Annotated in this window: 22 protein-coding genes and 2 tRNA genes; 15 read left to right on the forward strand and 9 right to left on the reverse strand. The window is 67.4% G+C overall.

The genetic code is table 11. From position 1 onward, the window contains the following. The first annotated feature begins 101 nt into the window (after positions 1-101). Positions 102-1481, forward strand: coding sequence for a class II fumarate hydratase (locus NFH66_RS06875; protein WP_349611681.1), 1380 nt, complete (start codon positions 102-104; stop codon positions 1479-1481). Between the two features lie 3 nt (positions 1482-1484). On the opposite strand, the gene NFH66_RS06880 is transcribed toward NFH66_RS06875, so the two are convergent. After that, entirely contained in the window at positions 1485-2549 is a 1065-nt protein-coding gene (locus tag NFH66_RS06880) for an endonuclease/exonuclease/phosphatase family protein (RefSeq protein ID WP_349609371.1), read from the reverse strand. 108 nt (positions 2550-2657) lie between these two features. On the opposite strand from NFH66_RS06880, the gene NFH66_RS06885 reads away from it, so the two are divergent. Further along, entirely contained in the window at positions 2658-3254 is a 597-nt protein-coding gene (locus tag NFH66_RS06885; protein ID WP_349609372.1) for a histidine phosphatase family protein, read from the forward strand. Here the strand turns inward: NFH66_RS06885 and glpD are convergent. After that, entirely contained in the window at positions 3232-4746 is a 1515-nt protein-coding gene (gene glpD, locus NFH66_RS06890) for a glycerol-3-phosphate dehydrogenase (protein WP_349609374.1), read from the reverse strand. The genes NFH66_RS06885 and glpD overlap by 23 nt on opposite strands. Positions 4747-4864: 118 nt before the next feature. Here glpD and glpK point away from each other — a divergent pair, with 118 nt between their 5' ends. From glpK to NFH66_RS06905, 3 genes are all read left to right on the forward strand, one after another. Then, positions 4865-6349, forward strand: coding sequence for a glycerol kinase GlpK (gene glpK / locus NFH66_RS06895; RefSeq protein WP_349609375.1), 1485 nt, complete (start codon positions 4865-4867; stop codon positions 6347-6349). A gap of 223 nt (positions 6350-6572) precedes the next feature. Continuing rightward, positions 6573-6649 (forward strand) — tRNA-Val (locus NFH66_RS06900). Between the two features lie 25 nt (positions 6650-6674). Further along, positions 6675-6751: transfer RNA gene (locus NFH66_RS06905), tRNA-Val, on the forward strand. 62 nt (positions 6752-6813) lie between these two features. Here the strand turns inward: NFH66_RS06905 and msrC are convergent. From msrC to NFH66_RS06925, 4 genes are all read right to left on the reverse strand, one after another. After that, positions 6814-7272 carry a free L-methionine (R)-S-oxide reductase MsrC gene (gene msrC / locus NFH66_RS06910; RefSeq protein WP_349609377.1) on the reverse strand — a complete coding sequence of 153 codons (459 nt, stop codon included), beginning with the start codon at positions 7270-7272 and terminating at the stop codon, positions 6814-6816. Between the two features lie 188 nt (positions 7273-7460). After that, a complete protein-coding gene (locus tag NFH66_RS06915) occupies positions 7461-8249 on the reverse strand; it encodes a MetQ/NlpA family ABC transporter substrate-binding protein (RefSeq protein ID WP_349609379.1) in 789 nt (262 codons plus the stop codon). Positions 8250-8474: 225 nt separating this feature from the next. Further along, the gene (locus NFH66_RS06920; RefSeq protein ID WP_349609381.1) at positions 8475-9128 is read right to left on the reverse strand and encodes a methionine ABC transporter permease; all 654 of its coding nucleotides are present in this window, start codon (positions 9126-9128) and stop codon (positions 8475-8477) included. Beyond that, entirely contained in the window at positions 9109-10170 is a 1062-nt protein-coding gene (locus tag NFH66_RS06925; protein WP_349609382.1) for a methionine ABC transporter ATP-binding protein, read from the reverse strand. Before NFH66_RS06925 ends, NFH66_RS06920 begins: the two co-directional genes overlap by 20 nt. 385 nt (positions 10171-10555) lie before the next feature. Between NFH66_RS06925 and NFH66_RS06930 the strand changes: the two genes are divergently transcribed. The 7 genes from NFH66_RS06930 (at position 10556) to NFH66_RS06960 (ending at position 16450) form a co-directional block, all read left to right on the forward strand. Then, the gene (locus tag NFH66_RS06930; RefSeq protein WP_349609384.1) at positions 10556-11185 is read left to right on the forward strand and encodes a riboflavin synthase subunit alpha; all 630 of its coding nucleotides are present in this window, start codon (positions 10556-10558) and stop codon (positions 11183-11185) included. Between the two features lie 147 nt (positions 11186-11332). Next, positions 11333-12637 (forward strand): NCS2 family permease, encoded by a 1305-nt coding sequence (locus NFH66_RS06935; RefSeq protein WP_349609385.1) that lies wholly within the window; start codon positions 11333-11335, stop codon positions 12635-12637. Positions 12638-12659: 22 nt separating this feature from the next. After that, positions 12660-13205 (forward strand): adenine phosphoribosyltransferase, encoded by a 546-nt coding sequence (locus NFH66_RS06940; protein ID WP_349609387.1) that lies wholly within the window; start codon positions 12660-12662, stop codon positions 13203-13205. Between the two features lie 4 nt (positions 13206-13209). Further along, entirely contained in the window at positions 13210-13689 is a 480-nt protein-coding gene (gpt, locus tag NFH66_RS06945; protein WP_349609388.1) for a xanthine phosphoribosyltransferase, read from the forward strand. Positions 13690-13691: 2 nt separating this feature from the next. Then, positions 13692-14390: a uracil-DNA glycosylase gene (gene ung / locus NFH66_RS06950; RefSeq protein WP_349609389.1), complete on the forward strand. Its 699-nt coding sequence runs from the start codon at positions 13692-13694 to the stop codon at positions 14388-14390. Positions 14391-14508: 118 nt separating this feature from the next. Continuing rightward, positions 14509-15138, forward strand: coding sequence for a uracil phosphoribosyltransferase (gene upp / locus NFH66_RS06955; protein ID WP_349609391.1), 630 nt, complete (start codon positions 14509-14511; stop codon positions 15136-15138). Between the two features lie 67 nt (positions 15139-15205). Beyond that, a complete protein-coding gene (locus NFH66_RS06960) occupies positions 15206-16450 on the forward strand; it encodes a uracil-xanthine permease family protein (protein WP_349609393.1) in 1245 nt (414 codons plus the stop codon). A 157-nt stretch (positions 16451-16607) separates the two neighbouring features. On the opposite strand, the gene NFH66_RS06965 is transcribed toward NFH66_RS06960, so the two are convergent. Together NFH66_RS06965 and NFH66_RS06970 are read right to left on the reverse strand one after the other, a co-directional pair. Beyond that, entirely contained in the window at positions 16608-17507 is a 900-nt protein-coding gene (locus tag NFH66_RS06965; protein WP_349609394.1) for a carbon-nitrogen hydrolase, read from the reverse strand. Between the two features lie 183 nt (positions 17508-17690). Continuing rightward, positions 17691-18734 carry an agmatine deiminase family protein gene (locus tag NFH66_RS06970; RefSeq protein ID WP_349609395.1) on the reverse strand — a complete coding sequence of 348 codons (1044 nt, stop codon included), beginning with the start codon at positions 18732-18734 and terminating at the stop codon, positions 17691-17693. A gap of 247 nt (positions 18735-18981) precedes the next feature. On the opposite strand from NFH66_RS06970, the gene NFH66_RS06975 reads away from it, so the two are divergent. Together NFH66_RS06975 and NFH66_RS06980 are read left to right on the forward strand one after the other, a co-directional pair. Then, the gene (locus NFH66_RS06975) at positions 18982-20223 is read left to right on the forward strand and encodes a lipoprotein-releasing ABC transporter permease subunit (RefSeq protein WP_349609396.1); all 1242 of its coding nucleotides are present in this window, start codon (positions 18982-18984) and stop codon (positions 20221-20223) included. Positions 20224-20260: 37 nt separating this feature from the next. Further along, positions 20261-20974 carry an ABC transporter ATP-binding protein gene (locus NFH66_RS06980; protein WP_349611682.1) on the forward strand — a complete coding sequence of 238 codons (714 nt, stop codon included), beginning with the start codon at positions 20261-20263 and terminating at the stop codon, positions 20972-20974. A gap of 135 nt (positions 20975-21109) precedes the next feature. Here NFH66_RS06980 and NFH66_RS06985 read toward each other — a convergent pair whose 3' ends face one another. Further along, on the reverse strand, positions 21110-21649 hold the full coding sequence (locus NFH66_RS06985; protein ID WP_349609397.1) for a DUF2062 domain-containing protein: 540 nt from the start codon (positions 21647-21649) through the stop codon (positions 21110-21112). Positions 21650-21762: 113 nt separating this feature from the next. Here NFH66_RS06985 and NFH66_RS06990 point away from each other — a divergent pair, with 113 nt between their 5' ends. Then, complete coding sequence (locus NFH66_RS06990) at positions 21763-24045, forward strand: DNA internalization-related competence protein ComEC/Rec2 (protein ID WP_349609398.1); 2283 nt, start codon at positions 21763-21765, stop codon at positions 24043-24045. Positions 24046-24077 lie beyond the last annotated feature (32 nt).

A 24077-nucleotide genomic window follows, 5' to 3' on the forward strand; every position in this document is an offset into this window, starting at 1 on the left:
GTCGCCTCGAATATCGCCTCGTATAGTGTGGGCCTTGCCGAATGCGGCGCGCGGCACCATGGTGGGAGGAGAGACCCATGACCGACACGAGGAGCCAGGCGATGAGTGCGACACGCAGCGAACGCGACAGCATGGGGGCGCTGGAGGTCCCGGCGGATGCCCTCTATGGGGCGCAGACCCAGCGCGCCGTCAACAACTTCCCGGTCTCTGGCCAGGCCATGCCAGCGCCGTTCATTCACGCTATTGCGCATATCAAGCTCGCCGCGGCGCGCGTCAATGCCGAGCTTAAGTTGCTCGACGACGAGCGCGCCGAGGCGATCGCCACCGCCGCCGAGGCGGTGATCCGCGGCGAGCATGATGAGCACTTTCCGGTGGACGTCTTCCAGACCGGTTCTGGTACGTCCAGTAACATGAATGTCAACGAGGTGCTGGCGAACCTGGCCAGTCGCAAGGGGCTGGAGGTGGGGCCCAATGATCATGTCAACATGGGCCAGTCCAGCAATGACGTGATTCCCACCGCCATCCATGTCGCCGCGGCGCTGGAGGTGACCAACCGCCTGCGACCGGCCCTGGTCCACCTGCGCGAGACCATCGACAGGCGTGCCGCCGAGCTCGACGGCGTGGTCAAGACTGGCCGCACCCACCTGATGGACGCCATGCCGCTGCGCATGAGCCAGGAGCTGGGCGGCTGGTCGAGCCAGCTGGGGCAGGCCATCGAGCGTCTCGACAGTGCCCTGGTCAGGCTCTGCCGCATTGCTCAGGGCGGCACGGCAGTGGGCACGGGCATCAACGCCCACCCCGAGTTCGCCTCGCGCATGGCCGCCCGGCTCTCCGCACAGAGCGGGCTCGTGTTCACCGCCAACGACAGCTTCTTCGCCAGCCTCGCCTCCCAGGATGCGGCGGTGGAGCTATCCGGGCAGCTCAGGGGCCTGGCCTGCGTGATCATGAAGATCGCCAACGATCTGCGCTGGATGAACTCCGGCCCCCTGGCCGGCCTCGGCGAGATCGAGCTGGAGGCCCTGCAACCGGGCAGCTCGATCATGCCGGGCAAGGTCAACCCGGTGATCCCCGAGTCGGCGGCCCAGGCCGCTGCCCAGGTGATCGGGCTCGATACGGCGGTCACCGTGGCCGGGCAGAGCGGCAACTTCCAGCTCAACGTCATGCTGCCGCTGATCGCACACAATCTGCTGACGTCGATCACCCTGATGAGCAATACCGCCTGGTTGCTCGGCAACCGCGCCATTGCCACCTTCCGGGTGCGTGAGGAGAACCTCGCCGAGCCGTTGTCACGCAACCCCATCCTGGTGACGGCGCTGAACTCGGTGATCGGCTACAACGCCGCGGCGGCCATCGCCAAGCAGGCCTACCAGGCCGGTCGGCCGATCATCGAGGTGGCCGAGGAGCTGACCGGGCTCTCCCGCGCCGAGCTTGAACGGCTCCTCGATCCCGCTGCCCTGACGCGAGGCGGAATACCGGAATAGCGCTCACTCCTGCTGCTCGCGCTCCTTGCCCTCGTGGACCGTGTCGCGGGCCTCGAGGTGCTCATCGGCGTTCGCCTCGGGCGTGTCGTGTTCGTCGGCTCGGGCTGGCCGGAAGCAGACCGTGGTCAGGATCGGGAAGTGGTCGGAACCGATGTGTGGCAGGCTTCGCATGGCCTCGAGGGTGAAATGCTCGCTGGTGAAGACATGGTCCAGTGGCCAGCGCAGCAGCGGGTAACTGGCGTGGAAGGTGCTGAACATGCCACGCCCCCGACGCGGGTCGAGCATGCCACTGACACGGCAGAACAGTCGCGTGGTTCGCGACCAGGCCACGTCGTTGAGGTCGCCCGCCACCAGCGTCGGCACCGGGTCATTGTGGATCGCCTTGCCCACCAGCAGCAGCTCGGCATCGCGCCACAGTGACTCTTCGCTCTCGCCGGGGGCCGGCGGGCGTGGGTGCAGGGCGTGGAGGTGGACCTCGTCGCCGCAAGGCAGGCGAACGCCGGTATGGATCGAGGGAATATCATCCTGGATCAGCCACTCCACCCGAGGCGATATCAGGGGCAGGCGCGAGTAGAGGTGCATGCCGTAGAGGTTGTCCAACGGAACCCGCACCGCTTCGGGCCACTCCTGGTTCAGGGCGGCATCGAGCTGCTCCTGCCACCAGTCATCCGACTCCAGGGTGAGCACCAGATCTGGGCGGTGTTCGCGGATCTGCGTGATCAGCGCTCGGGCGTTACGGTTGGGGGTGAGGACATTGGCGACAAGCAGTGTCAGGCAGCGCTCATCGAGGCCGGGTCGGGCGGCCTTCACCTGCACCGGCCATAGCGGGGTCCAGGGGAGTATATAGGCGAGCTGGATCGCGATGACCAGCAGGCAGGCCCCCGAACCGATCCACGACCAGGGGGCGTCGGCGACTACGCAGAGGGGCAGCAGCAGCAGGGCGGCGATGGCCAGCTGTACTCGGGGGAATTCGGCAACACGAATCCACCACCAGGTAACGCGCAGTCTGGCGACGAGGGTGATGCCGAGCAGCAGCAAGGCAAGCACGGCAGACGCAATGGAGATCACGATGCAGTTTTCCTTGCGGACGATGGTGCCAGCATACCCCGCAAAGGCCCGTTTGGCTCGACCAGCTCATCCGACCAGCCCGTTCTAACCGGAGCTCATGCCAACACCATGTCAAACATCCATCCGATGACGTCAGGCCAGTGGCATAACCGTTACCTTCTGATGCGCCACGGCCACAGCCAGGCCAACCAGCAGGGCGTCATCATCAGCTCGCCGGAACAGGGGGTTGCCGGCTATGGTCTCTCGTGCCGAGGGCGGGAGCAGCTCGATGCGCTGCTGGCCGACTGGCGATGGGCGATCCCCGAGCGAATCCTGCATTCGGATTTCCTGCGCACCACCGAGACGGCAGCGCGCATCGCGCAGTACTTCGGCCTGCGGCTCGAGCCCGAAACACGATTAAGGGAACGCCATTTCGGGGCGTTCGAGGGTGAGGGGGACGAGCACTACGCCGAGGTCTGGGCGCGAGATGCCCTGGACCCCGGGCATCGGCATGCCGGCGTCGAGTCGGTGGTCGAGGTGGCCGCGCGGATGATGGCGGCGATCGAGGCGCTGGAGCGGGAGCATGCTGGTGAGACGCTGCTGCTGGTCAGCCACGGCGACCCGCTGCAGATCCTGCTGACCGCCCTGGAGGGCCGCGAACTGGCTCGGCATCGCGATCGAGAGCCGCTGGCGCCGGCCAGCATCACGTCATTGAACACGCCTTGAGGGCGGCGCGTTCGGCGAGGTAGTCGACGAGGCGCCGGCGTTGGCCCGGGGTGACGCGTATGTCGAGCTTGGTGCGTCGCCACAGGATATCCTCGGCCCCACGGGCCCACTCCTTGTCGACCAGGTAGTTGACCTCGGCGGCGCTAAGGCCGGCGCCGAGGCTCTCGCCCAGGTCCGCCTCCTCCCGCGCGCCGCCGAGGAATTCTCGACACAGGCTGCCGTAGCTGCGTGCGAAGCGGGCCGCTCGTGCTTCACCCAGCCAAGGGTAATCGCGGAGCAGTTCGGCCCGGAAGGTCGCCTGGCTCTCGATGTCGCCGCCCGGCAGCGGGACGTGCTCGGTCCACGCCGGGCCCATGGCAGGCAGCCACGGGGCCAGGCGTGCCAGGGCCGCTTCGGCGAGCTTGCGGTAGGTGGTGATCTTGCCACCGAACACCGATAGCAGCGGTGCGCCCCGGCAGTCGAGGGAGAGGGTGTAGTCCCGCGTCATGGCGGCGGGGTCGGTGGACTCGTCATCACACAGCGGCCGCACCCCGGAGTAAGTCCGCAGCACATCATGGCGGCCGAGTTGCTGTCGGAAGTGAGCGTTGACCACCTCGAGCAGGTAGTCGACCTCCTCGGTGCTGGCGCTGACCCGTCCTGGATCGCCGGTGTAGCGGCGATCTGTGGTGCCGATCAGGCTGAAGTCCTGCTCCCACGGCAACACGAAGACGATGCGCCCGTCGTGATGCTGCAGGATATAGGCGCGGGGATCATCGTGAAGTCGTCGCACGATCAAGTGGCTGCCCTGGATCAGGCGCACGGCGTAGCGTGGCATGCGCCCGACCTGCTCGCGGATCACGCGCTCGACCCAAGGGCCCGCGGCGTTGACTAGGGTACGTGCGAGGCGCGTGAAGCGTTGGCCCCCGTGGGACTCCTCCAGGGTGATCTCCCAGAGGCCGTTGATCTCGCGGGCCGAGATGCAGCGGGTTGCCACCAGAATCTCGGCGCCACTAGCGTGGGCCTGGCGGGCGTTGAGCACTACCAGCCGGGCATCGTCGACCCAGCAGTCCGAGTACTCGAAGCCGCGCCGGATCGTGTCGACCAGCGGGGAGTCGGCAGCGAAACGCAGGCTACGGGAAGCGGGAAGTGCCTGGCGTCCACCGAGGTGGTCGTAGAGGAGCAGTCCGGTGCGCAGCAACCAGGCGGGGCGTAGGTGAGCGCGATGGGGCAGGATGAAGCGCAGCGGCCAGATGATGTGTGGCGCCTTGGCGAGCAGCACCTCGCGCTCGCGCAGCGCCTCTCGCACCAGCCGAAACTCGTGGTGTTCGAGGTAGCGCAGGCCGCCGTGGATCAGCTTGCTGCTGGCCGATGAGGTGGCACCCGCGAGATCGCCCTGTTCGCAAAGCCCGACGCTGAGCCCCCGGCCCGCGGCGTCGTTGGCGATGCCGGTGCCGTTGATGCCGCCGCCGATCACGAACAGGTCGAGGGGGCTGGCGTTGGGCACCAGGGTCACTGACAGTTCGTTAGTGAAATCATAAGACTCACAATAGAACATAACTGCAGATGAAGATTTCACGGACATTGTGCCTTACCCTGAATCATTAGAATTGAACCTTCCTGCAGGAGCTCCTATGGCCGACTATCTGCTCGCTATCGATCAGGGCACTACCAGCTCCCGCGCTATCCTCTTCGATCGCGAGGGACAGGCCGTTGCCACGGCGCAGCGCGAGTTCCCGCAGCACTTTCCGCATGATGGCTGGATCGAGCATGACCCCGAGGATATCTGGGAGTCCGTGCTCACCACCTGCCGCGAAGTGCTCGCCGAGAGCGGCGTGGGCCCCGAGGCGATCGCCGGGGTCGGGATCACCAACCAGCGCGAGACCACCCTGCTGTGGGATCGGGCCACCGGGGAGCCGCTGTACAACGCCATCGTCTGGCAGGATCGTCGCACCGACCAGGCCTGCCGCAAGCTGCGCGATGCCGGCCACCTCGAGCGGGTGCAGTCGCGCACGGGGCTGCTGATCGACCCCTACTTCTCGGCGACCAAGCTGGCCTGGTTGCTGGACAACGTCGAGGGGGCGCGGGAGCGCGCCGTGCGCGGCGAGCTGGCCTTTGGCACCGTGGACAGTTTCCTGATCTGGCGCCTCACCGGTGGCCGGGTGCACGCCACCGATGCCACCAACGCCTCGCGCACCGCCCTGTTCAACATCCACGAGCAGTGCTGGGACGAGGCGCTGCTGGCGCTGTTCGACATTCCGGCGAGCCTGCTGCCCGAGGTCAGGGACTCCAGCGACGACTTCGGCCGCGTCGAGGCCCACTGGCTGGGCGGTGCACTGCCCATCGCCGGGGTGGCGGGCGACCAGCAGGCCGCGCTGGTCGGCCAGGCCTGCTTCTCGCCGGGCATGGGCAAGAGCACCTACGGCACCGGCTGCTTCATGATCGTCAATACCGGAGAGGGCGCCGAGACTTCCCGCAATCGCCTGCTGACCACGGTGGCCTACCGGCTCGACGGCAAGCCCACCTATGCCATGGAGGGCAGCATCTTCGTGGCCGGGGCCACGGTACAGTGGCTGCGCGACGGCCTGCGGCTGTTCGCGCATGCCGCCGAGACGGAGGCCCTGGCGCGCCAGACCCGCGGCGGCCACAGCGTCTACCTGGTGCCGGCCTTCACCGGCCTGGGCGCCCCGCACTGGGATCCCAAGGCGAGGGGGGCCATCTTCGGCCTGACCCGCGACACCGGGATTGCCGAGATCGTCGCCGCCGGCCTGCAGGCGGTCTGCTACCAGACACGCGACCTGCAGGTCTGCATGGACGATGACATGTCGGCCACGCCGGGTATCCTCAGGGTCGATGGGGGGATGGTGGCCAACAACTGGGTGATGCAGTTCCTCGCCGACATGCTGGGTGTTCCGGTGGACCGTCCCACGGTGCTCGAGACCACGGCCCTGGGGGCGGCCTACCTGGCGGGCCTGCGGCTCGGCTGGTATCGCGACCTCGACGAGATCGCCGCGCTATGGCGCTGCGAGCGACGCTTCGAGCCGCAGATGGAGGAGGCCGAGCGCGAGCGCCTCTATAGTGGCTGGAAGGAGGCCGTCGAGCGGGTGCGCACCGAGTGACCCTCGGGTGGCTTCGGACATGGTGCCGCGCCCTGGGGGGGCTGACCCCGCTGCCGAGCGTGTGGCGCCAACCCTCTGATACTACTGAGCAGTCAACAACCTGGGGGCAGGCCCCCAGGGCTACTTCGAGTTCTCGGCGAGGCCATCGGGGCTTGCATTTCCGAGACGGATGGGTAGAATACGCATCCGTTGCCACGCCCTAGGCATGATGCAGCAGTGATCCAGGACCATAGCTCAGTTGGTTAGAGCGCCACGTTGACATCGTGGAGGTCGGCGGTTCAAATCCGCCTGGTCCTACCAGATCTCGCTCGGTGACACTCGTTCCAGGACCATAGCTCAGTTGGTTAGAGCGCCACGTTGACATCGTGGAGGTCGGCGGTTCAAATCCGCCTGGTCCTACCAGATTTTGAATGGCCCCCGCAGCCCTTGCTGCGGGGGCCATTTGCCTTGCATGACGGCAGGGATCAGGCGAGGTCGGTACGCTCGATGAAGGTGGATGCCAGGGCCTCGATGCCGGCCTGGTCCGTGTCGGTGAAGCGCCCCCGGTGCGGGCTGTCCAGGTCCAGCACGCCCCACAGTCGGCCTGCCACCACGATGGGCACCACCAGTTCGGCGCGGGAGGCGGCATCGCAGGCGATATGGTCGGCCACGGTGTGGACATCATCCACGCGCTGGGTGGAGCGTGTGCGTGCTGCTGCCCCGCACACTCCCTTGGCGAAGGGGATGGGGTGGCAGGCCGGTTTGCCCTGGAAGGGGCCCAGGGAGAGCAGCTCTGGCTGGCGCTGCAGATAGAACCCGACCCAGTTGAGATCGGGGACCTGCTGCATGATGAAGGCACAGGTCTGGGCGCTGTTGGTCAGCCAGTCGCGGGTGTCGAGCAGGGCTGCCAGCTGGCGATTCAGCAGCGAATAGTCGGGCGTCATCTTGGCTCCTTGAAACAGCAGGGCCGGCCTTGCGGCCGGCCCTCTGGCATTGTCGGTGCTGATCCGGCGGCAAGCCTGCGAGGAGGCGCTGTGAACCCCTCCCTGGGCGCTACCGACGCCATCCCTGGCGTAGGACCTCCTCTCCGGCTTGCCCCCGGCGCACCTTGCCGCCAGGCAATCGAGTTACCTTACTTCCAGCCGGGCACCGCCTGGGCACCGAACAGCTCCGCCGCCTTGGCCTCGACCTCCTCGGTCTGGTAGGCCTTGACCAACTGCTGGATCGCCTCGCGCTCCTCGTCGCCGCCCCGCACCGCGATCAGGTTGACGTAGGGCGATTCCGGGCCCTCCTTGATCAGGGCGTCATCCAGGGTCAGGCCGGCAGGCTGGGCAAAGGTGTTGTTGATGAAGGCCATGTCGACGTCGGGCAGCACCCGCGGGAGCTGGGCGGCCTCGATCTCGCGGAACTCGAAGTCGCGCGGGTTGGCGGCGATGTCCAGCGGCGTGGCTTCCAGATTCTCCGGGTCGGCCAGCTCGAGCATGCCGAGGTTGTGCATCAGGATAAGCGCGCGCCCCTCGTTGGAGGGGTCGTTGGGCAGGGCGATGGTGGCGCCGTCCGGCAGCTCGTCGATGCTGTCGTACTTCTCGGAGTACGCGCCGATCGGGTAGACGAAGGTGTAGCCGGCGATGGCGAAGTCATAGCCGCGATCCTCGACCATGGAGCGCATGTAGGGCTCGTGCTGGTAGGCATTGGCGTCGAGGCTGCCGTCGGCCAGGGCGGCGTTGGGCGTCACGTAGTCGGTGAACTCGATGATCTCCACCTCGAGGCCGTATTCGCGCTCGGCGATTTCGGCGGCCACCTCCATGACCTGGGTCTCGGGGCCGGCGACGGTGCCGATCTTGATGGCATGATCGTCGGCCAGCGCGCTGCCCAGGGGCAGGGTAGAGGCGAGCAGGGTGGCGAGCAGTGTCTTGCGCATGGAATCGCTCCTTGTTGGGTGATGGATCGATAATAATGGAATAATAAAAGTAATTTAAATAGCAAAATGCTATTGAATGATTGCGAACAGGGTCTGATTTACGCAGCGAGCGAAGTCACGCCGGTCGCCGCCGCAGCGCAGCTCCCGGAGTGTAGCCTGTTACATGAGGAGAGCGAGCAGCGCCGGCGGCCGGGATGTCGAGCGCCGCAGGAAATCAGAACCCTTTTATTTGTGGTCGCTCTTGCGAACGAGATAATCCCCCAGGCTCTGGAAGCCCTGCACCATGACCACCAGGATCACCACGGTAATCAGCATGATGGTGGGATTGAAGCGATTGTAGCCGTAGCGGATCCCGAGGTCGCCCAGGCCGCCGCCACCGACGGCGCCGGCCATGGCCGAGTAGCTCACCAGGGTCACGATGGTGATGGTGAGCGCGGTGAAGATGCCGCCTCGGGCCTCCGGCAACAGCACCTTGGCGATGATCTGCCAGGGCGTGGCCCCCATGGACTGGGCGGCCTCCACCAGCCCCGGGTTGATCTCGTTGAGCGCGCCCTCCACCAGCCGTGCGATGAACGGAATGGCGGCGATGGTCAGTGGCACGGCGGCGGCGTTGGTGCCGATGGAGGTGCCCACCAGCATCCGCGTGAAGGGAATGATCGCCACCATCAGGATGATGAAGGGGATCGAGCGGCCGATATTGGTGATGATGCCCAGTGCGCCGTTGAGTGCCGACTGGGCCAGCACCTGGCCGGGGCGGGTGACATAGAGCAGCACCCCCAGCGGGATGCCCACCAGAGCCGAGATCACCCCGGAGATGGCCACCATGTAGAGAGTGTCGAGAGTCGCCTCGAGGATCAGTTCAAGCATTGCGCTGGACATGGCCGAGCACCTCCACGTGAAGATCATGGGATTCGAGATAGTCGAGGGCCTCGAGGGTCTTCTCCGCCGGCCCCATCAGCTCGGCGATCATCAGCCCCAGGGTGCGTTCCTGGATCGACTCCACCTTGGCCTGCAGGATGCTGACGTCGACGCCGCACTCCCGGGCCAGGCGCGACACCAGTGGTGAGGCCACGGCGTCGCCGCGAAAGGCCAGGCGTACCACTGGGTGGGTGTTATGGCCCGGGGACGCCTCGAGTCGCTCGATCAGTGCCCGGGGGGGCTCCAGCTTGAGGAAGTCGTTGAGGAACTCGCGGCCCAGCCGGGTCTGCGGGGCGGTGAAGAAGTCGCCCACATCGGCCTCCTCCACCAACTCGCCGTCGGAGATCAGGCTCACCCGATGGCAGATCGACTTGACCACCTCCATCTCGTGGGTGATCAGCAGGATGGTCAGGCCGAGCTTCTGGTTGATATCGCGCAGCAGGGCGAGGATCGAGCCGGTGGTCTGGGGGTCGAGCGCCGAGGTGGCCTCGTCGCACAGCAGTACCTTGGGGCGGCTGGCGAGTGCCCGGGCGATGGCCACGCGTTGCTTCTGGCCGCCAGAGAGCTGGGCCGGATACTGGTTCGCCTTGTCGGCGAGGCCCACCAGCTCCAGCAGCGGGGTGACCCGGCTGCGGATCTCGGCGCCCTTCATGCCCATCAGTTCCAGGGGCAGGGCCACATTGGCGAAGGCCGTGCGGTTGGTGAGCAGGTTGAAGTGCTGGAAGATCATGCCTATGCCGTGGCGCGCCTGGTTCAGCGCCTGGCGTGACAGGCCGGTGAGTTCGCGGCCGTCGACGGTGACGGTGCCCGTGGTGGGGCGTTCCAGCAGGTTGACGCAGCGGATCAGGGTCGACTTGCCTGCGCCGGACAGGCCGATCACGCCATGGATGCGGCCCGCGGGCACGTGGAAGTCGACATGCTTGAGCGCCGGCACGGTCCTGGCGATGCCGCCGTGTCGGCCCTTGAGCACATAGGTCTTGGAAACGTTGTCGAGTCGGATCATGGATACCACCGCTGTGGGCGCCGAGGCGGGTAGTGCGGGGCAGGGGCCAAAAAAAAGGCCACCCTTGCGGGTGGCCATCAACGCTGGACACACCCTTTTAGCTGCACTTCACGCCATGACCGAGTCATGTCGCGGGCGCCCGCAAGCCGGGTTCAAATCGGCGCCATTCAATGTAGCGGGCAAGCATAGGGGTAGGCCAGGAGCCTGTCAATCACGCCGGCGGCCTACCTGGCTTCTCGGTGTTAATGCCGAAATATCATTTGTTGATGTCGCGAGATATGGTGGATCTTGTGGTGTCTGGCGGCGATGGACGCGAGTGTGACGAATTGCCTACACTCGTCTTCCTTTCCAAGCCCCGTGCGGGCGTCAGCTGCCAGGAGCCGTCATGTTCACCGGTATCGTCCAGGGCACCGCCGAGGTGGTGGCCATCCAGGAGGCCGAAGCCTTCCGTACCCATGTCGTCGCGTTGCCCGGGAGCCTGGGGGATGGGCTCGCGATCGGGGCCTCGGTGGCCCATAACGGCGTCTGTCTCACGGTGACCGCCATCGATGGCGAGCACGTCAGCTTCGACCTGATGCGCGAGACGCTGCGGGTCACCAACCTCGGTGAGCTGGCGATGGGCGATCGCGTCAACATCGAGCGCGCGGCGCGCTTCGGTGATGAGATCGGCGGTCACGCCATGTCGGGCCATGTCATGGCCGTGGCCGAGTTGGCGGAGCTCGATGAGGCACCCAACAACCGCCGACTGTGGTTCGAGGTGCCCCATGCCCTGGGGCGCTTCCTGTTCGCCAAGGGCTATATCGGTGTCGACGGGGCAAGCCTGACCATCGGTGAGGTGCGTCGTGCCACCGCCGAGCATGGCCCGCGCTTCTGCGTCGACCTGATTCCCGAGACCCTGCACCGCACCATCCTGGGCGAGCGTGTGCCCGGCGATCGGGTCAATATCGAGATCGACCCTCAGACCCAGGCCATCGTCGAGACGGTGGAGCGGGTGCTGGAGACCCGCGGCATCTAGCGTTGGTGGCGGCGGCTGACGCGGCCCCCGCCAGCTGCTTAACTTTGCCAGACGCTGCCGCCTCGCTTCGCCGCGAGGCTTTGGGTACCATGTGCGGTTTTCTGTACCCAGGATTGCAGCACCGTCCACGCGCCCAGGAACGACACCATGCTGAATCGCCTGATCGAACGCCAATTCAAGCTCGCCGAGCACAACACCTCCGTCAAGACGGAGGTCATCGCGGGGTTCACCACCTTCCTGACGATGGCCTACATCATCTTCGTCAACCCGAGCATCCTCTCCGAGGCGGGCATGGACTACGGTGCGGTGTTCGTCGCCACCTGCCTGGCCGCGGCGCTGGGCTGCCTGGTGATGGGGCTATGGGCCAACTATCCCATCGCCCAGGCGCCGGGCATGGGGCTCAACGCCTTCTTCACCTACGGCGTGGTACTGGGCATGGGCTACACCTGGGAGGCGGCGCTGGGCGCGGTCTTCTTCTCGGGCCTGACATTCTTCCTGCTCAGCATCTTCCGAATCCGTGAGTGGATCATCAACTCGATCCCGTTCTCCCTGCGCTTGGGGATCGCCGCGGGCATCGGCCTGTTCCTGGCGATGATCGCCATGAAGAACGCCGGCATCGTGGTCGCCAACCCGGCCACCTATGTCGCGGTGGGCGACCTCTCCGAACCGCCGGCGCTGTATGCCCTGCTGGGCTTCTTCGTGATCACCGCGCTCTCCTACATGCGGGTCACCGGGGCGGTGATGATCGGCATCCTCGGCATCACCGTGCTGGCCATGGTGCTGGGCCACAATGAATATGGCGGCCTGATGTCCATGCCGCCCTCCATGGCCCCCACCTTCATGGCGCTGGATCTGGCCGGTGCGCTGGATGTGGCGATGCTCAGCGTGATCTTCGCCTTCCTGTTCGTCGACCTCTTCGACACCTCCGGCACCCTGATCGGCGTGGCCCACAAGGGCGACCTGCTCGACGAGGAAGGCAAGCTGCCCCGCATCGGACGGGCGATGATGGCCGACAGCACCGCCTCCATGGCCGGTGCCGTGTTCGGCACCTCCACCACCACCAGCTACGTGGAGTCTACCGCCGGCATCGCCGCGGGGGGGCGCACCGGCCTGACCGCCGTGGTGGTGGCCGTGCTGTTCCTGGTCAGCCTGTTCTTCGCCCCGCTGGCGGGCTCCATCCCGGCCTACGCCACCGCCGGCGCGCTGCTCTACGTGGCGGTGCTGATGGCCGGCAGCCTGGCCCATGCCAACTGGGATGACCCCACCGATGCCGCCCCGGTGCTGATCGCCGCCCTGGCCATGCCGCTGACCTTCTCCATCGCCGAGGGGATCGCCCTGGGCTTCATCAGCTTCGTCGCCATCAAGGCGTTGGCGGGGCGCTTTGGCGACCTCAACCCGGCAGTGATCGTGCTGGCGCTGCTGTTCGCCGCCAAGTTCCTGTTCCTCGACTGACCACTCACTACCGAGACCCGCCATGAGCATCTACGGCGACTATATCAAGTCCGTCATTCGCACCGTCCCCGACTGGCCCCAGCCGGGGGTCAACTTCCGCGATATCACGCCCCTGCTGCAAAACAGCGCCGCCTTCCGCAAGCTGATCGACAGCTTCGTGCACCGTTACCAGGAGATGGACATCGACGCCGTGGCGGCTATCGACGCCCGCGGCTTCATCGTCGGGGCGCCGCTGGCCTACGAGCTGGGCTGTAGCTTCGTGCCGGTGCGCAAGAAGGGCAAGCTGCCGTTTCGCACCATCAGCGAGACCTACACCCTGGAATACGGCGAGGCGGAGGTGGAGCTGCACTCCGATGCCTTCAAGGCAGGCGATCGCATCCTGGTCGTCGATGACCTGATCGCCACCGGTGGTACCATGCTGGCCGCCGCCAAGCTGATCAGCCGCAGCGGCGGCCAGGTGGTGGAGACCGCCACCATCGTCGACCTGCCGGACCTGGGGGGCTCGCAGCATATCCGCAAGGCCGGCTACGGCGTCTTCGCCGTCTGTTCCTTCACCGAGGACGAATGATCCCATGAGCAGCAACCGCTATCACCAGCACTTCACCGTCTCCTGGGATCAGCTCCATCGCGACGTGCGCGAACTCTGCCACCGCCTGGTGGAGCGCGACTTCAAGGGCATCGTCGCCATTACGCGGGGTGGCCTGATTCCCGCGGCGCTGATCGCCCGCGAGCTCAATGTCCGGCTGATCGACACGGTCTGCATCAGCAGCTATGACCATATGGACCAGGGGGGCCTGGATGTGATGAAGGGCGTCGACCATGACGGCGAAGGCTGGCTGCTGGTCGATGACCTGGTGGATACCGGCAAGACCGCCCGCAAGGTGCGCGAAATGTTGCCTAGGGCGCATTTCGTCACCGTCTACGCCAAGCCCGAAGGCAAGCCGTTGGTCGACCAGTACCTCACCGAGGTGGCCCAGGACTGCTGGATCCAGTTCCCCTGGGACATGGGCGTGGCCTACGTCGAACCGCTGGCCGACCAGGTCAAGCGCTGAGCATGGACTGCCCCCTCCCCGATAGCTGGCGGCAGTGGCTGGGTCCGGAGTTCCAGGCGCCCTACATGCAGGTGCTGCGCGACTTTCTCGCCGCCGAGAAGGCCGCCCGCAAGGTCATCTACCCGCACTCGTCGCACTGGTTCCGGGTCTTCGAGCTCACGCCGCTGGATCGGGTCAAGGTGGTGATCCTGGGCCAGGACCCCTACCACGGCCCGAACCAGGCCCATGGGCTCTGTTTCTCGGTCAATCCCGGGGTGCGCATCCCCCCGTCGCTTGCCAATATCTACAAGGAGCTCGCCGCCGACGTCGGTTTCCGGCCCGTGTCCCATGGCAACCTCGAGCACTGGGCGCGCCAGGGGGTGCTGTTGCTCAACGCCTCGCTGACGGTGGAGCAGGGCAGCGCCGGCTCGCATCGAGGGCGCGGCTGGGAGGTCTTCACCGACCGCGCTATCGAAACGGTGAGTGCCCACGCGCCACCCTCGGTATTCCTGCTGTGGGGCAGCCATGCCCGCCAGAAGCGGGGGCTGATCGACACCTCGCGGCACCTGGTGCTGGAGTCGCCGCACCCCTCGCCGCTCTCCGCCCATCGCGGCTTCTTCGGCAACCACCACTTCTCCCGGGCCAACGCCTTCCTGGTCGAGCACGGCCGCGCGCCCATCGAGTGGCAGCTGCCCGAACAAGCGGACAGGCCAACGCCTTAACCTCAACGCAGGATGTGGGTAGAATGGCGCGCAATTTATCACCGTGGTCCATGTGACCAAGGTCGCCCGGTTTCCGTCGCCCGCCAACCCCCGTCGCACCAGTGAAGAGGTCTCGACCATGAGCGTCCATGCCATCCAGCACCCCCTGGTCCAGCACAAGCTGGGCCTGATGCGTGAAGCCGGCATCAGCACCAAGAGTTTTCGCGAACTGGCCGGCGAGTTGGCCAAGCTGCTCACCTACGAGGCGACCCAGGACCTGGAGCTCCAGCCCCAGGAGATCGATGGCTGGAGCGGCGAGAAGATCCCAGTCATGCTGCTCAAGGGCAAGAAGGTCACCATCGTGCCGATCCTGCGTGCCGGCCTGGGCATGCTCGACGGTGTCACCGACCTGATTCCCAGCGCGCGAATCAGCGTGGTGGGCCTCTACCGCGATGAGGAGACCCTCGAGCCGGTGCCGTACTTTGCCAAGTTCGCCAATGACCTCGACGAACGCATGGCCATCGTCATCGACCCCATGCTGGCCACCGGCGGGACCATGGTGGCGACCCTGGACATGCTGCGCGAACGGGGTTGCAAGCACATGAAGGTGATCGTGCTGGTGGCCGCCCCCGAGGGCATCAAGCGGGTGCAGGAGGCCTACCCGGATATCGAGATCTATACCGCCGGGGTGGATGAACGCCTCGACGAGAACGGCTATATCGTCCCCGGCCTGGGCGATGCCGGTGACAAGATCTTCGGCACGCGCTGATCCCTTCGAACCTGTTGTCACGCCCCTGAGACCTCGCTCCAGGGGCGTTTTTATGGAGCTCTGCCATATGAGTGATACCCCTGCGGCCGCCTCACGCCCCGTCGACTCCCTGCCACGCACGCTGCTCACCGGCGTGCAGATGCTGTTCGTCGCCTTCGGCGCCCTGGTACTGGTGCCGTTGCTCACCGGCCTGGACCCCAGCGTGGCGCTGTTCACCGCCGGTATCGGTACGCTGCTGTTCCATGGCGTAACGAGGCTGACGGTGCCGGTCTTCCTGGCCTCGTCGTTTGCCTTTATCGCGCCGATTCAGGGGTCCATCGCCAACTTCGGTGTGTCGGCCACCATGGGGGGGCTGATGGCCGCCGGCCTGGTCTATGTGGTGATCTCCCAGGCCGTTCGCCTCAAGGGTACCGCCTGGCTGCACCGCCTGTTGCCGCCGGTGGTGGTGGGGCCGGTGATCATGGTGATCGGCCTGGCCCTGGCGCCGGTGGCGGTGAGTATGGCGACCGGCGAGACCAGCGATCATATCGACTACGGTCCGGCGCTGTTCCTGTCGATGGCAAGCCTCCTGGTGACCCTGGTGCTGGCGGTCTTCGGTCGCGGCATCGTGCGCCTGGTGCCGATCATGGGCGGCATCGTCAGCGGCTATGTCCTGGCATGGGGCATGGGGCTGGTGGACTTCACCCCGGTGCGCGAGGCGGCCTGGTTGGCCCTCCCCGAGTTCACCGCGCCAAGCTTCCACTGGGCGGCGATCCTGTTCATGATCCCGGTGGCCATCGCGCCGGCGGTGGAGCATATCGGCGACATGGTGGCGATCGGTTCGGTGACCCGTCAGAACTACCTCCTGAAACCGGGCCTGCATCGCACCCTGCTCGGCGATGGCCTGGCCACCACCGTGGCGGCGCTGTTCGGTGGGCCGCCCAATACCACCTACTCCGAGGTGACCGGGGCGGTGACCCTGACCCGTGCCTTCGACCCGCGCATCATGCTGGTGGCGGCCTGTACCGCCATTACCCTGGCCTTCGTCGCCAAGCTGGGGGCGCTGTTGCAGACCATCCCCGGGCCGGTGATGGGGGGCATCATGACGCTGCTGTTCGGCTCCATCGCCGTGGTGGGCATGAACACCCTGGTGCGTGCCGGTCACTCGCTGACCGCGCCGCGCAACCTGGTGGTGATCTCGCTGATCCTGGTGTTCGGCATCGGCGGCATGCAGGTGGGCGGCGGCCAGTTCACCCTGCAGGGGGTGAGCCTGGCCGCCCTGGTGGGCATCGTCCTGAACTGGGTGCTGCCCGGCGCCGAGGAGGACGAGTAAGCAACGGCCAATCAGGCTTGTCGCCGGGCTTTACCGGCGGCAGGCCTGCGAGGAGGCGCTGTAAATACATCCCTGTACACTACCTCGGCCATCCCTGGTCCTCGGACCTCCTCTTCGGCCTGCCCCCGGCGCCCTTGGCTTGCTGGCTATTCCAGTATCAGTCTCTGTAGCGGCGTGTGAGGTCGCCGTAGGCGTCGATGCGGCGGTCGCGCAGGTAAGGCCAGATACGCCGCACCTCCTCGCCGCGGCCCATGTCCAGGGTCACCAGCAGGCGCTCGGCCTGGGTGCCGGCGTGGGCCAGCAGCTCGCCCTGGGGCCCGGCGATGAAGCTGCCGCCCCAGAAGTCGACGCCGCGCGCGACCCCGGAGTGGTCCGGCTCGTGGCCGACCCGGTTGGCCACCACCACCGGCACGCCGTTGGCCACCGCGTGGCTGCGCTGGATCAGGGTCCAGGCGTCCTTCTGGCGCGCCTTCTCGTCATCGTCGTCGGCGGGGTCCCAGCCGATGGCGGTGGGGTAGAGCAGCAACTCCGCCCCGGCCAGGGCCATCAGCCGCGCCGCCTCCGGGTACCACTGGTCCCAGCACACCAGCACCCCGAGCCGCCCCACCGAGGTGTCGATGGGGGCGAAGCCCTGGCCGGCGCCATCGGCATCTCCCGGGGTGAAGTAGAACTTTTCATAGAAGCCCGGATCGTCGGGGATGTGCATCTTGCGGTAGTGGCCGACGGCGCCGAGCTTGCGGTCGTAGACCACCGCGGTGTTGTGGTAGAGGCCTGCCGCGCGGCGCTCGAAGAGCGAGCCCACCAGCACGATGTCGAGCTCGGCGGCCAGCGCGGCGAGGCGAGTGCCGGTGGGGCCGTCCAGGGGCTCGGCCAGGTCGAAGAGCTCGGTATCCTCGTACTGGCAGAAGTAGTGGGTGGCGTGCAGCTCCTGCAACATGACCAGCTCGGCGCCGGTGGCGGCCAGCTCGCGGATGCCGGCCTCGCTCTCGGCGAGGCTTCTGGCCTTGTCGGGCCAGGCGGGCTGCTGGACCAGGCCGACCTTCAGATGACGGGACATGGTGAACTCTCCTCGTGTCTGGTTACTCTGGATTCACTTTAAGGCTGTTCATCGCCGTCGGGGCCTTTCTGGCGACACGCCTATGAAGAGGCGCTGTGAATGCTTGTTCCCAGCGCCCCTGCTAGTTTGGCTATAAGACTGTTTTCAAAGACTGTTTTCAAAGACAGTTTTCAAAGACAGTTTTCAGGCCTGTTTGCTTAGGCTGCCACTGGGCAGCTGCATGGTCAGGCAGTGCAGGCTGCCGTGCTGGCGGATCACGCTGCGACAGTCGATGGGCACGATGTCGCGGCCCGGGAAGGCCTCGGCCAGGGCGGCCAGGGCCCGGGCGTCGGCGGCGTCGGCGTAGGTGGGCACCAGCACGGCGCCGTTGATGATCAGGAAGTTGGCGTAGGTGGCCGGCAGCCGGTGGCCATCCTCCGGGTCCAGGCAGGGCGCCGGCCAGGGGAGGGGGATCAGCCGGTAGGGCTGGCCGTCGGCGCGGCGCAGCGCCTTGAGTTCCGCCTCCATGGCGGCAAGCGCCGGGTAGTGCGGGTCGTGCTCGTCGTCGCAGCGCACGTAGGCGATGGTGGCCGGATCGCAGAAGCGCGCCAGGGTATCCACATGACTGTCGGTGTCGTCGCCCTCCAGGTGCCCGTGGGACAACCACAGCACCCGCCTCACGCCGAAGTCCGCGTGGAGCCACTTCTCCACGGCGCGGCGGTCGAGCCCGGGGTTACGGTTGGGGTTGAGCAGGCAGGCCTCGGTGGTGAGCAGGGTGCCTTCGCCGTCGCTCTCGATGGCGCCGCCCTCCAGCACCAGGCCGCGCTCGCTGACCGCGCAGGCGTAGGCGCCGGCGGCGGCCAGGCGGCGGGTCAGGGTGTTGTCCCTGGCGGCGGGAAACTTGCCGCCCCAGCCGGTGAACACATAGTCATGCAGCTCCAGCCGTCCGTCGCGCTCCACCGCCAGGGGGCCATGGTCGCGGGCCCAGGTATCGTTGCTTTCGGCGACCACCAGCCGCAGGCGGTCGGCGGGGACGCCCAGCAATGCCAGGCGCCGTTCGAGATGGGTGCGGACCAGCGTGGTGGGCACGCTGATCAACACGCTCTCGTAGCGGGCGATGGCGACCACCATCGCCTCTAGGGTCGCTTCGATGCGTTCCAGCATCGGCGCCCAGTCGCTCTCCGGGCCGGGCCAGGTCAGTTGGACGGCATCCTGGGGATGCCACTCGGGGAGCAGGCGTGTGGCCATCGGGTCATGTCCCTGATCGTGGGGTGTCAGGCGGCGAATGTAGGCGGCCCGGTCGCATGATGCAAGCGCTCCACCGTGGAGCAGACCGGGCTATATCATGGTGCGGCGAGACACGTGCAAATCCCGTGGATTAGCGCTTCCCGGCGATGCAGCGCCAAGGCAAAAGCCTTACCATGGGCGCCCGCCGCCTGGCTACGGGGCTATCGCCGCCTGATACCAGGACCATTGCCGACAAGGAATGCCATCAATGCTGGATAGACTGCCCTTCCTGATCGGGTTGCGCTATGTGCGCGCCAAGCGCCGCAACCACTTCATCTCCTTCATCTCGTTGACCTCCATGCTGGGCCTGATGCTCGGTGTGGCCGTGCTGATCCTGGTGCTTTCGGTGATGAACGGCTTCGATCACGAGCTGCGCACGCGGATCCTCGGCATGGTGCCCCATACCAAGATCGAATCGCGCACCGGCATGGTGGAGTGGCAGGCGCTGGCCGAGCGACTGATGGCGCGCGAGCGGGTGATCGGTGCCGCTCCCTATGTGGAGCAGCAGGGCATGTTCTCGGCAGGCGGCCGCAACGAGGGAGCCATGGTCAACGGCATCCATCCCGAGTGGGAGGACCGGGTGTCGATCATCGGTGAGAACATGCAGCAGGGCAGTCTCGCCGACCTCGAGCCCGGGGAGTGGAATATCGTGCTCGGCTCGATCCTGGCGCGGCGTCTGGGAGTGGGGGTCGGCGACCGGGTCACCCTGCTGGTGCCCGAGGCCTCGATCACGCCGGCCGGTGTCTTTCCGCGCCTCAAGCGCTTCAATGTCAGCGGTATCTTCAGCGTCGGGGCCGACCTCGATGCCGCCCTGGCCTACGCCCATATCGAGGACTTGCAGACCCTGGCGCGCCTGGGCGACGCCGTGGGCGGCCTGCGCCTGGAGCTTGATGACCTCTTCGCGGCGAGTGCCGAGACCCGCGCGATCATCAACGAGCTGGGGGCGGGCTACCGCGGCTACGACTGGACCTTCTCCCACGGCAACCTCTTCCAGGCGATCCAGATGGAGAAGCGCATGATCGCGCTGTTGCTCACGGTGATCATCGCCGTGGCGGCCTTCAATATCGTCTCGACCCTGGTCATGGTGGTCACCGACAAGCACGCCGATATCGCCATCCTGCGCACCATCGGCGCCACCCCGCGCTCGATCATGGGTATCTTCGTGGTCCAGGGCCTGGCCATCGGGGTGATCGGCATCCTGGTGGGCGTGGGGCTCGGGGTGCTGCTGGCGCTGACCATCTCCGACATCATCGATTGGGTCGAGGCGGTATTCGGCATCCAGTTCCTCGACGCCGGTGTCTACTTCATCAGCAACCTTCCCTCGCGGCTGCACTGGGAGGACGTCGGCAATATCGTCGCCGCGGCCCTGGTCCTGACCTTCCTCTCCACCCTCTATCCGGCATGGCGCGCCGCCCGCGTGCAACCGGCGGAGGTGCTGCGCTATGAGTGATGCCCGCCACGCCCCGAGCCCCCATCAGGAGACCGCCATGGAACGCACCGCCGGGCAGACGATGCTGGAGTGCCACGACCTGACCCGCATCTACCGCGAAGGGCCCCAGGACATTACCGTGCTCGATGGGCTCACCCTCACCGTCAATGCCGGTGAGCGGGTGGCCATCGTCGGTAGCTCCGGCTCCGGCAAGACCACGCTACTCAACCTGCTGGGGGGGCTCGACCGGCCCAGCCGCGGCGAGGTGCGCATCGCCGATGAGTCGCTGCTCAACCTCGGCGAGGCCGCCCTGGGACGCTTCCGCAACCGTCATATCGGCTTCGTCTACCAGTTTCACCATCTGCTGGCCGAGTTCAGCGCGGTCGAGAACGCGGCCCTGCCGCTGATCGTGCGGGGCCAGCGCAAGCAGGTCGCCGAGGCCAGCGCCATGGCGCTGCTGGAGAAGGTGGGCATGGCGTCGCGCGCCGATCACAAGCCCGGCGAGCTCTCCGGCGGCGAGCGCCAGCGGGTGGCCATCGCCCGTGCGCTGGTCACCGATCCCAGCCTGGTGCTGATGGACGAGCCCACCGGCAACCTGGACCAGCACACCGCCGCCGGTATCCTGGCCCTGATGGATGAGCTGGCGCGTACCGCCGCCTGCGCCTTCGTCATCGTCACCCACGACCCGGCCCTGGCCGCTCATCAGGATCGCGTCATGCGCCTCGATGAAGGGCGGCTGAGCGAACAGCGGCGGTCGATGACCGAGGTGTGAGCGCGTCCTCTTGATTCACCGTGCCGACGGCCGCCCCTCGTAGCGGCCGTCGCCATGTGGGGGCGGGTTCGCGGGGCGAGATGGGTGGGGCAGTGAGGCGTCGCCTCGCCCGTGGGGCTACCCTTGCCCGTGGGGCTACAGACCGTCGTCGCAATCGACGCGCCGCCGCCGTCGATGGCGGGCCTTCCAGCTGCGCGAGACATGCCAGCGCCACAGCAGCCGCACCGACAGGTTGGCGGCGAGCGCCAGCGCCACCGCCGTGACCGCCGAGCCCAGCGCCAGGGCGGGAAGGATGTCGCCCAGCCGTTCGGCGACCCAGTGGGTGGAGAGGCGCTTGGGGGCGTCACGTACCGGCACATCCATCAGCCAGGCCCCGAGGCGGTAGTTGGCGTAGAAGATCAGCGGCATGGTCAAGGGGTTGGTGACCCACACCAGGCTCACCGCGAGCGGGAGGTTGCAGCGTGTCAGCCAGGCGCCGCAGGCCGCCACCGCCATCTGCAGCGGGATCGGCAGCATGGCGCTGAACAGGCCCACCGAGAAGGCGTTGGCCACGCTGCAGCGACTCAATACCCATAGCGCAGGATTGCCGATCAGGCCGTCCATGAAGCGTAGCGAGCGCTGTCGCCTCAGGGTGTCGGGGTGGGGCATGTAGCGCTGTAGCAGGCGGCGCGGCATGGGCACTGGCTCGCGGCATCATGACCTGGCCTATTATCCATACAAGGCGGCGGCACCGCACCCGCGGCCTTTCACGCTGCGGGGAGATCGGCCCCGGTTGTCGGAGCCAGGCAATGCCGAGAGGATGGGCACTTCCCCTGGCCCTTGCCGTGCTGTCGGGCATCGGGCTGGGGGCCAGTCCGCCGCCGGGCCTCGCCGAGGGGTTGGGCCTGGCGCTGCTGGTCGCGTTGGCGCTGCGCTGTCGGGCGGCGCAGGCGGGTGTGCTGCTGGCCGCCTGGATGGCGGGTTGCGTGTTGACAGTACAGGGCGGTCAGCTACCGCCGGGACTGGGGGGCGTCGACCTGGCGCTGGAGGGACGGCTCGAAGCGGTGGCGCCCCAGGGGCGCCTGACCCGTCTCGTCGTGGCCGTGGAGCGCTGCCGGCCCATTGCCTCGCCGCGGCTGCCCTGCGCGGAGTTGCGGCGGGTCCGCCTCAATGCCTATGCGCCGCCTGCCATGCTGGCGGGTGAACGCTGGGCGCTCACCGTCAGGCTGCGACCGCCCGGCGGCCTCGCCAACCCCGGCACCTTCGACTATCGCGCCTGGCTGTGGCGCGAGGGCATCCAGGCGACCGGCTATGTCCGCGATTTCCCGGCCCCGCAGCGCCTCGCGCCGGCGTCGCCCGACCCTCGCCGGCTGGCACTGGCGCTGCTCGACGAGCGGGACCTGCCTGCCCGTCCGGCGCGCTGGCTGGCGGCCTTGACCCTGGGAGCCGGTGACCGGCTCTCCGATGAGGACTGGGCGCTGCTCAACGCCAGCGGCACCACCCACCTGATGGTGATCTCCGGCCTCCACGTGAGCCTGGTGGCGGGCTTCGTGCTGCTGCTGGGGCGCGGCGTCGCACGCCTGGTGACCCCGGGCCGCTGGCGGCTGGCGGTGTGGCCCTGGTGGCTGGCGGCGCTCGGGGCGAGTGGCTATGCGCTGCTGGCCGGGCTCGAGCCGCCGGCCCTGCGCGCCTTGACCATGACCCTGGTGGGCCTCTGGGTAGCCAGCGGGCGCCATGCGCCTGGACCCTGGCAGGGCTGGTGGCTGGCGCTCGCCCTGGTGCTGCTGATCGACCCGCTCAGCGCCTGGCGGCCGGGGCTATGGCTCTCCTTCGGGGCGGTGGCCATGCTGATCCTCATCTGGCAGGGCCGTCCGCGACCGCGCGGGGTGCATGGCTGGCTATGGGGTCTGGTGCGTACCCAACTGTTGCTGGCCCCGGCGATGGCGGCCGCCGTACTGCTGGCCTTCGACCGGCTGGCGCCGGTGGCACCGCTGGTCAATCTGGTCGCCGTGCCGCTGGTGGGCAGCCTGCTGGTTCCCCTGGGGCTGCTGGGCTGGCTGCTGATACCCTTGCCGGGCCTGACGCACGCCTGCTGGTGGCTGTTTGCACGGCTGGCGGAGGCGCTGGCCCGGCTGCTGGAAGCGGCGGTGGCATGGCAGCCACCATGGTACCCCGAGCCCGACCAGGCGCTGCCGGTGGCGCTCGCGCTGTTCCTCCTGGCCGCGCTGTGGGGGCTGCCCGGCCTGGATCGACGCCTGCGAGTGACGGCCGCGCTGCTGCTGGGGCTGGTCCCGCTGCTGTGGCAGCCCGTCCGCGTGCCCGCCGGCGAGCTGGTGGTCAGGGTCCATGACGTGGGGCAGGGACAGCTGGTGGAGTTGCGTACCGCCGGCTATCGGCTGCTCTACGATACCGGTCCACGTTTCGCTTCCGGCTTTACGCCGCTGGAAACGCTGTGGCCACCGGGGCAAGCCTTCGACACGGTGATCGTCAGCCATGCCGATGGCGACCATGCCGGTGGCGTGGTGGGCCTGGAAGCGCAGCATCGCGTCGTGCGCTATCTGGGGCCCCCGGCGGCCCTGCCGGAGGCCCGCGGCGAGCCCTGCACGGCCGGTCGCGAGTGGCGCCGGGATGGCGTCGGTTTCCGCCTGTTGTGGCCACCCGAGAGTGCCCAGGGACTCTCGGACAACGACCTCTCCTGCGTGCTGGAGGTCACCGCCGGCGACCATCGCCTGCTGCTGACCGGCGACCTGGGCAAGGCCCAGGAGCGTCGGCTGCTGGGTGGGGTCGCGGCTCCCGTGAGCCTGCTGCTCGCCGGCCACCACGGCAGTGCCACCAGCTCAGACCCGGCGCTGGTGATGGCGCTGGCCCCGCGCCACCTGGTCTACAGCGTGGGGCGCCATAACCCCTTCGGCCACCCGGCGCCCGAGGTGGTCAGGCGCTTCCGGCGTGCCGGGGCCTGCCAGTGGAGCACCGGCCTGGACGGCGCCCTGACCTTCCGGCTCGGCGGTGACGGGCCACCGAGGCTGGAGACGGCCCGCCCCGGTGCGCGGCCCGGTGTTGATTGCGAGCACCTTGCGTTAGAATCGCCGTAAACGTGGCGGGACTCCCGCGGCCACCGGAGAGG

Source organism: Halomonas sp. H10-9-1 (genome assembly GCF_040147005.1).
Lineage (GTDB): Bacteria > Pseudomonadota > Gammaproteobacteria > Pseudomonadales > Halomonadaceae > Halomonas.

Excerpts from the sequence above, each read along its gene's own strand:
- NFH66_RS06980 (WP_349611682.1), top strand. The coding sequence starts at position 20,261 with ATGGAACGCACCGCCGGGCAGACGATGCTGGAGTGCCACGACCTGACC.
- NFH66_RS06985 (WP_349609397.1), bottom strand. The coding sequence starts at position 21,649 with ATGCCGCGCCGCCTGCTACAGCGCTACATGCCCCACCCCGACACCCTG.
- NFH66_RS06975 (WP_349609396.1), top strand. The coding sequence starts at position 18,982 with ATGCTGGATAGACTGCCCTTCCTGATCGGGTTGCGCTATGTGCGCGCC.
- glpK (WP_349609375.1), top strand. The coding sequence starts at position 4,865 with ATGGCCGACTATCTGCTCGCTATCGATCAGGGCACTACCAGCTCCCGC.
- NFH66_RS06930 (WP_349609384.1), top strand. The coding sequence starts at position 10,556 with ATGTTCACCGGTATCGTCCAGGGCACCGCCGAGGTGGTGGCCATCCAG.
- msrC (WP_349609377.1), bottom strand. The coding sequence starts at position 7,272 with ATGACGCCCGACTATTCGCTGCTGAATCGCCAGCTGGCAGCCCTGCTC.
- gpt (WP_349609388.1), top strand. The coding sequence starts at position 13,210 with ATGAGCAGCAACCGCTATCACCAGCACTTCACCGTCTCCTGGGATCAG.
- NFH66_RS06885 (WP_349609372.1), top strand. The coding sequence starts at position 2,658 with ATGTCAAACATCCATCCGATGACGTCAGGCCAGTGGCATAACCGTTAC.
- NFH66_RS06990 (WP_349609398.1), top strand. The coding sequence starts at position 21,763 with ATGCCGAGAGGATGGGCACTTCCCCTGGCCCTTGCCGTGCTGTCGGGC.
- NFH66_RS06960 (WP_349609393.1), top strand. The coding sequence starts at position 15,206 with ATGAGTGATACCCCTGCGGCCGCCTCACGCCCCGTCGACTCCCTGCCA.
- NFH66_RS06965 (WP_349609394.1), bottom strand. The coding sequence starts at position 17,507 with ATGTCCCGTCATCTGAAGGTCGGCCTGGTCCAGCAGCCCGCCTGGCCC.
- upp (WP_349609391.1), top strand. The coding sequence starts at position 14,509 with ATGAGCGTCCATGCCATCCAGCACCCCCTGGTCCAGCACAAGCTGGGC.
- NFH66_RS06940 (WP_349609387.1), top strand. The coding sequence starts at position 12,660 with ATGAGCATCTACGGCGACTATATCAAGTCCGTCATTCGCACCGTCCCC.
- NFH66_RS06925 (WP_349609382.1), bottom strand. The coding sequence starts at position 10,170 with ATGATCCGACTCGACAACGTTTCCAAGACCTATGTGCTCAAGGGCCGA.
- NFH66_RS06875 (WP_349611681.1), top strand. The coding sequence starts at position 102 with ATGAGTGCGACACGCAGCGAACGCGACAGCATGGGGGCGCTGGAGGTC.
- NFH66_RS06970 (WP_349609395.1), bottom strand. The coding sequence starts at position 18,734 with ATGGCCACACGCCTGCTCCCCGAGTGGCATCCCCAGGATGCCGTCCAA.
- NFH66_RS06915 (WP_349609379.1), bottom strand. The coding sequence starts at position 8,249 with ATGCGCAAGACACTGCTCGCCACCCTGCTCGCCTCTACCCTGCCCCTG.
- NFH66_RS06935 (WP_349609385.1), top strand. The coding sequence starts at position 11,333 with ATGCTGAATCGCCTGATCGAACGCCAATTCAAGCTCGCCGAGCACAAC.
- NFH66_RS06920 (WP_349609381.1), bottom strand. The coding sequence starts at position 9,128 with ATGTCCAGCGCAATGCTTGAACTGATCCTCGAGGCGACTCTCGACACT.
- ung (WP_349609389.1), top strand. The coding sequence starts at position 13,692 with ATGGACTGCCCCCTCCCCGATAGCTGGCGGCAGTGGCTGGGTCCGGAG.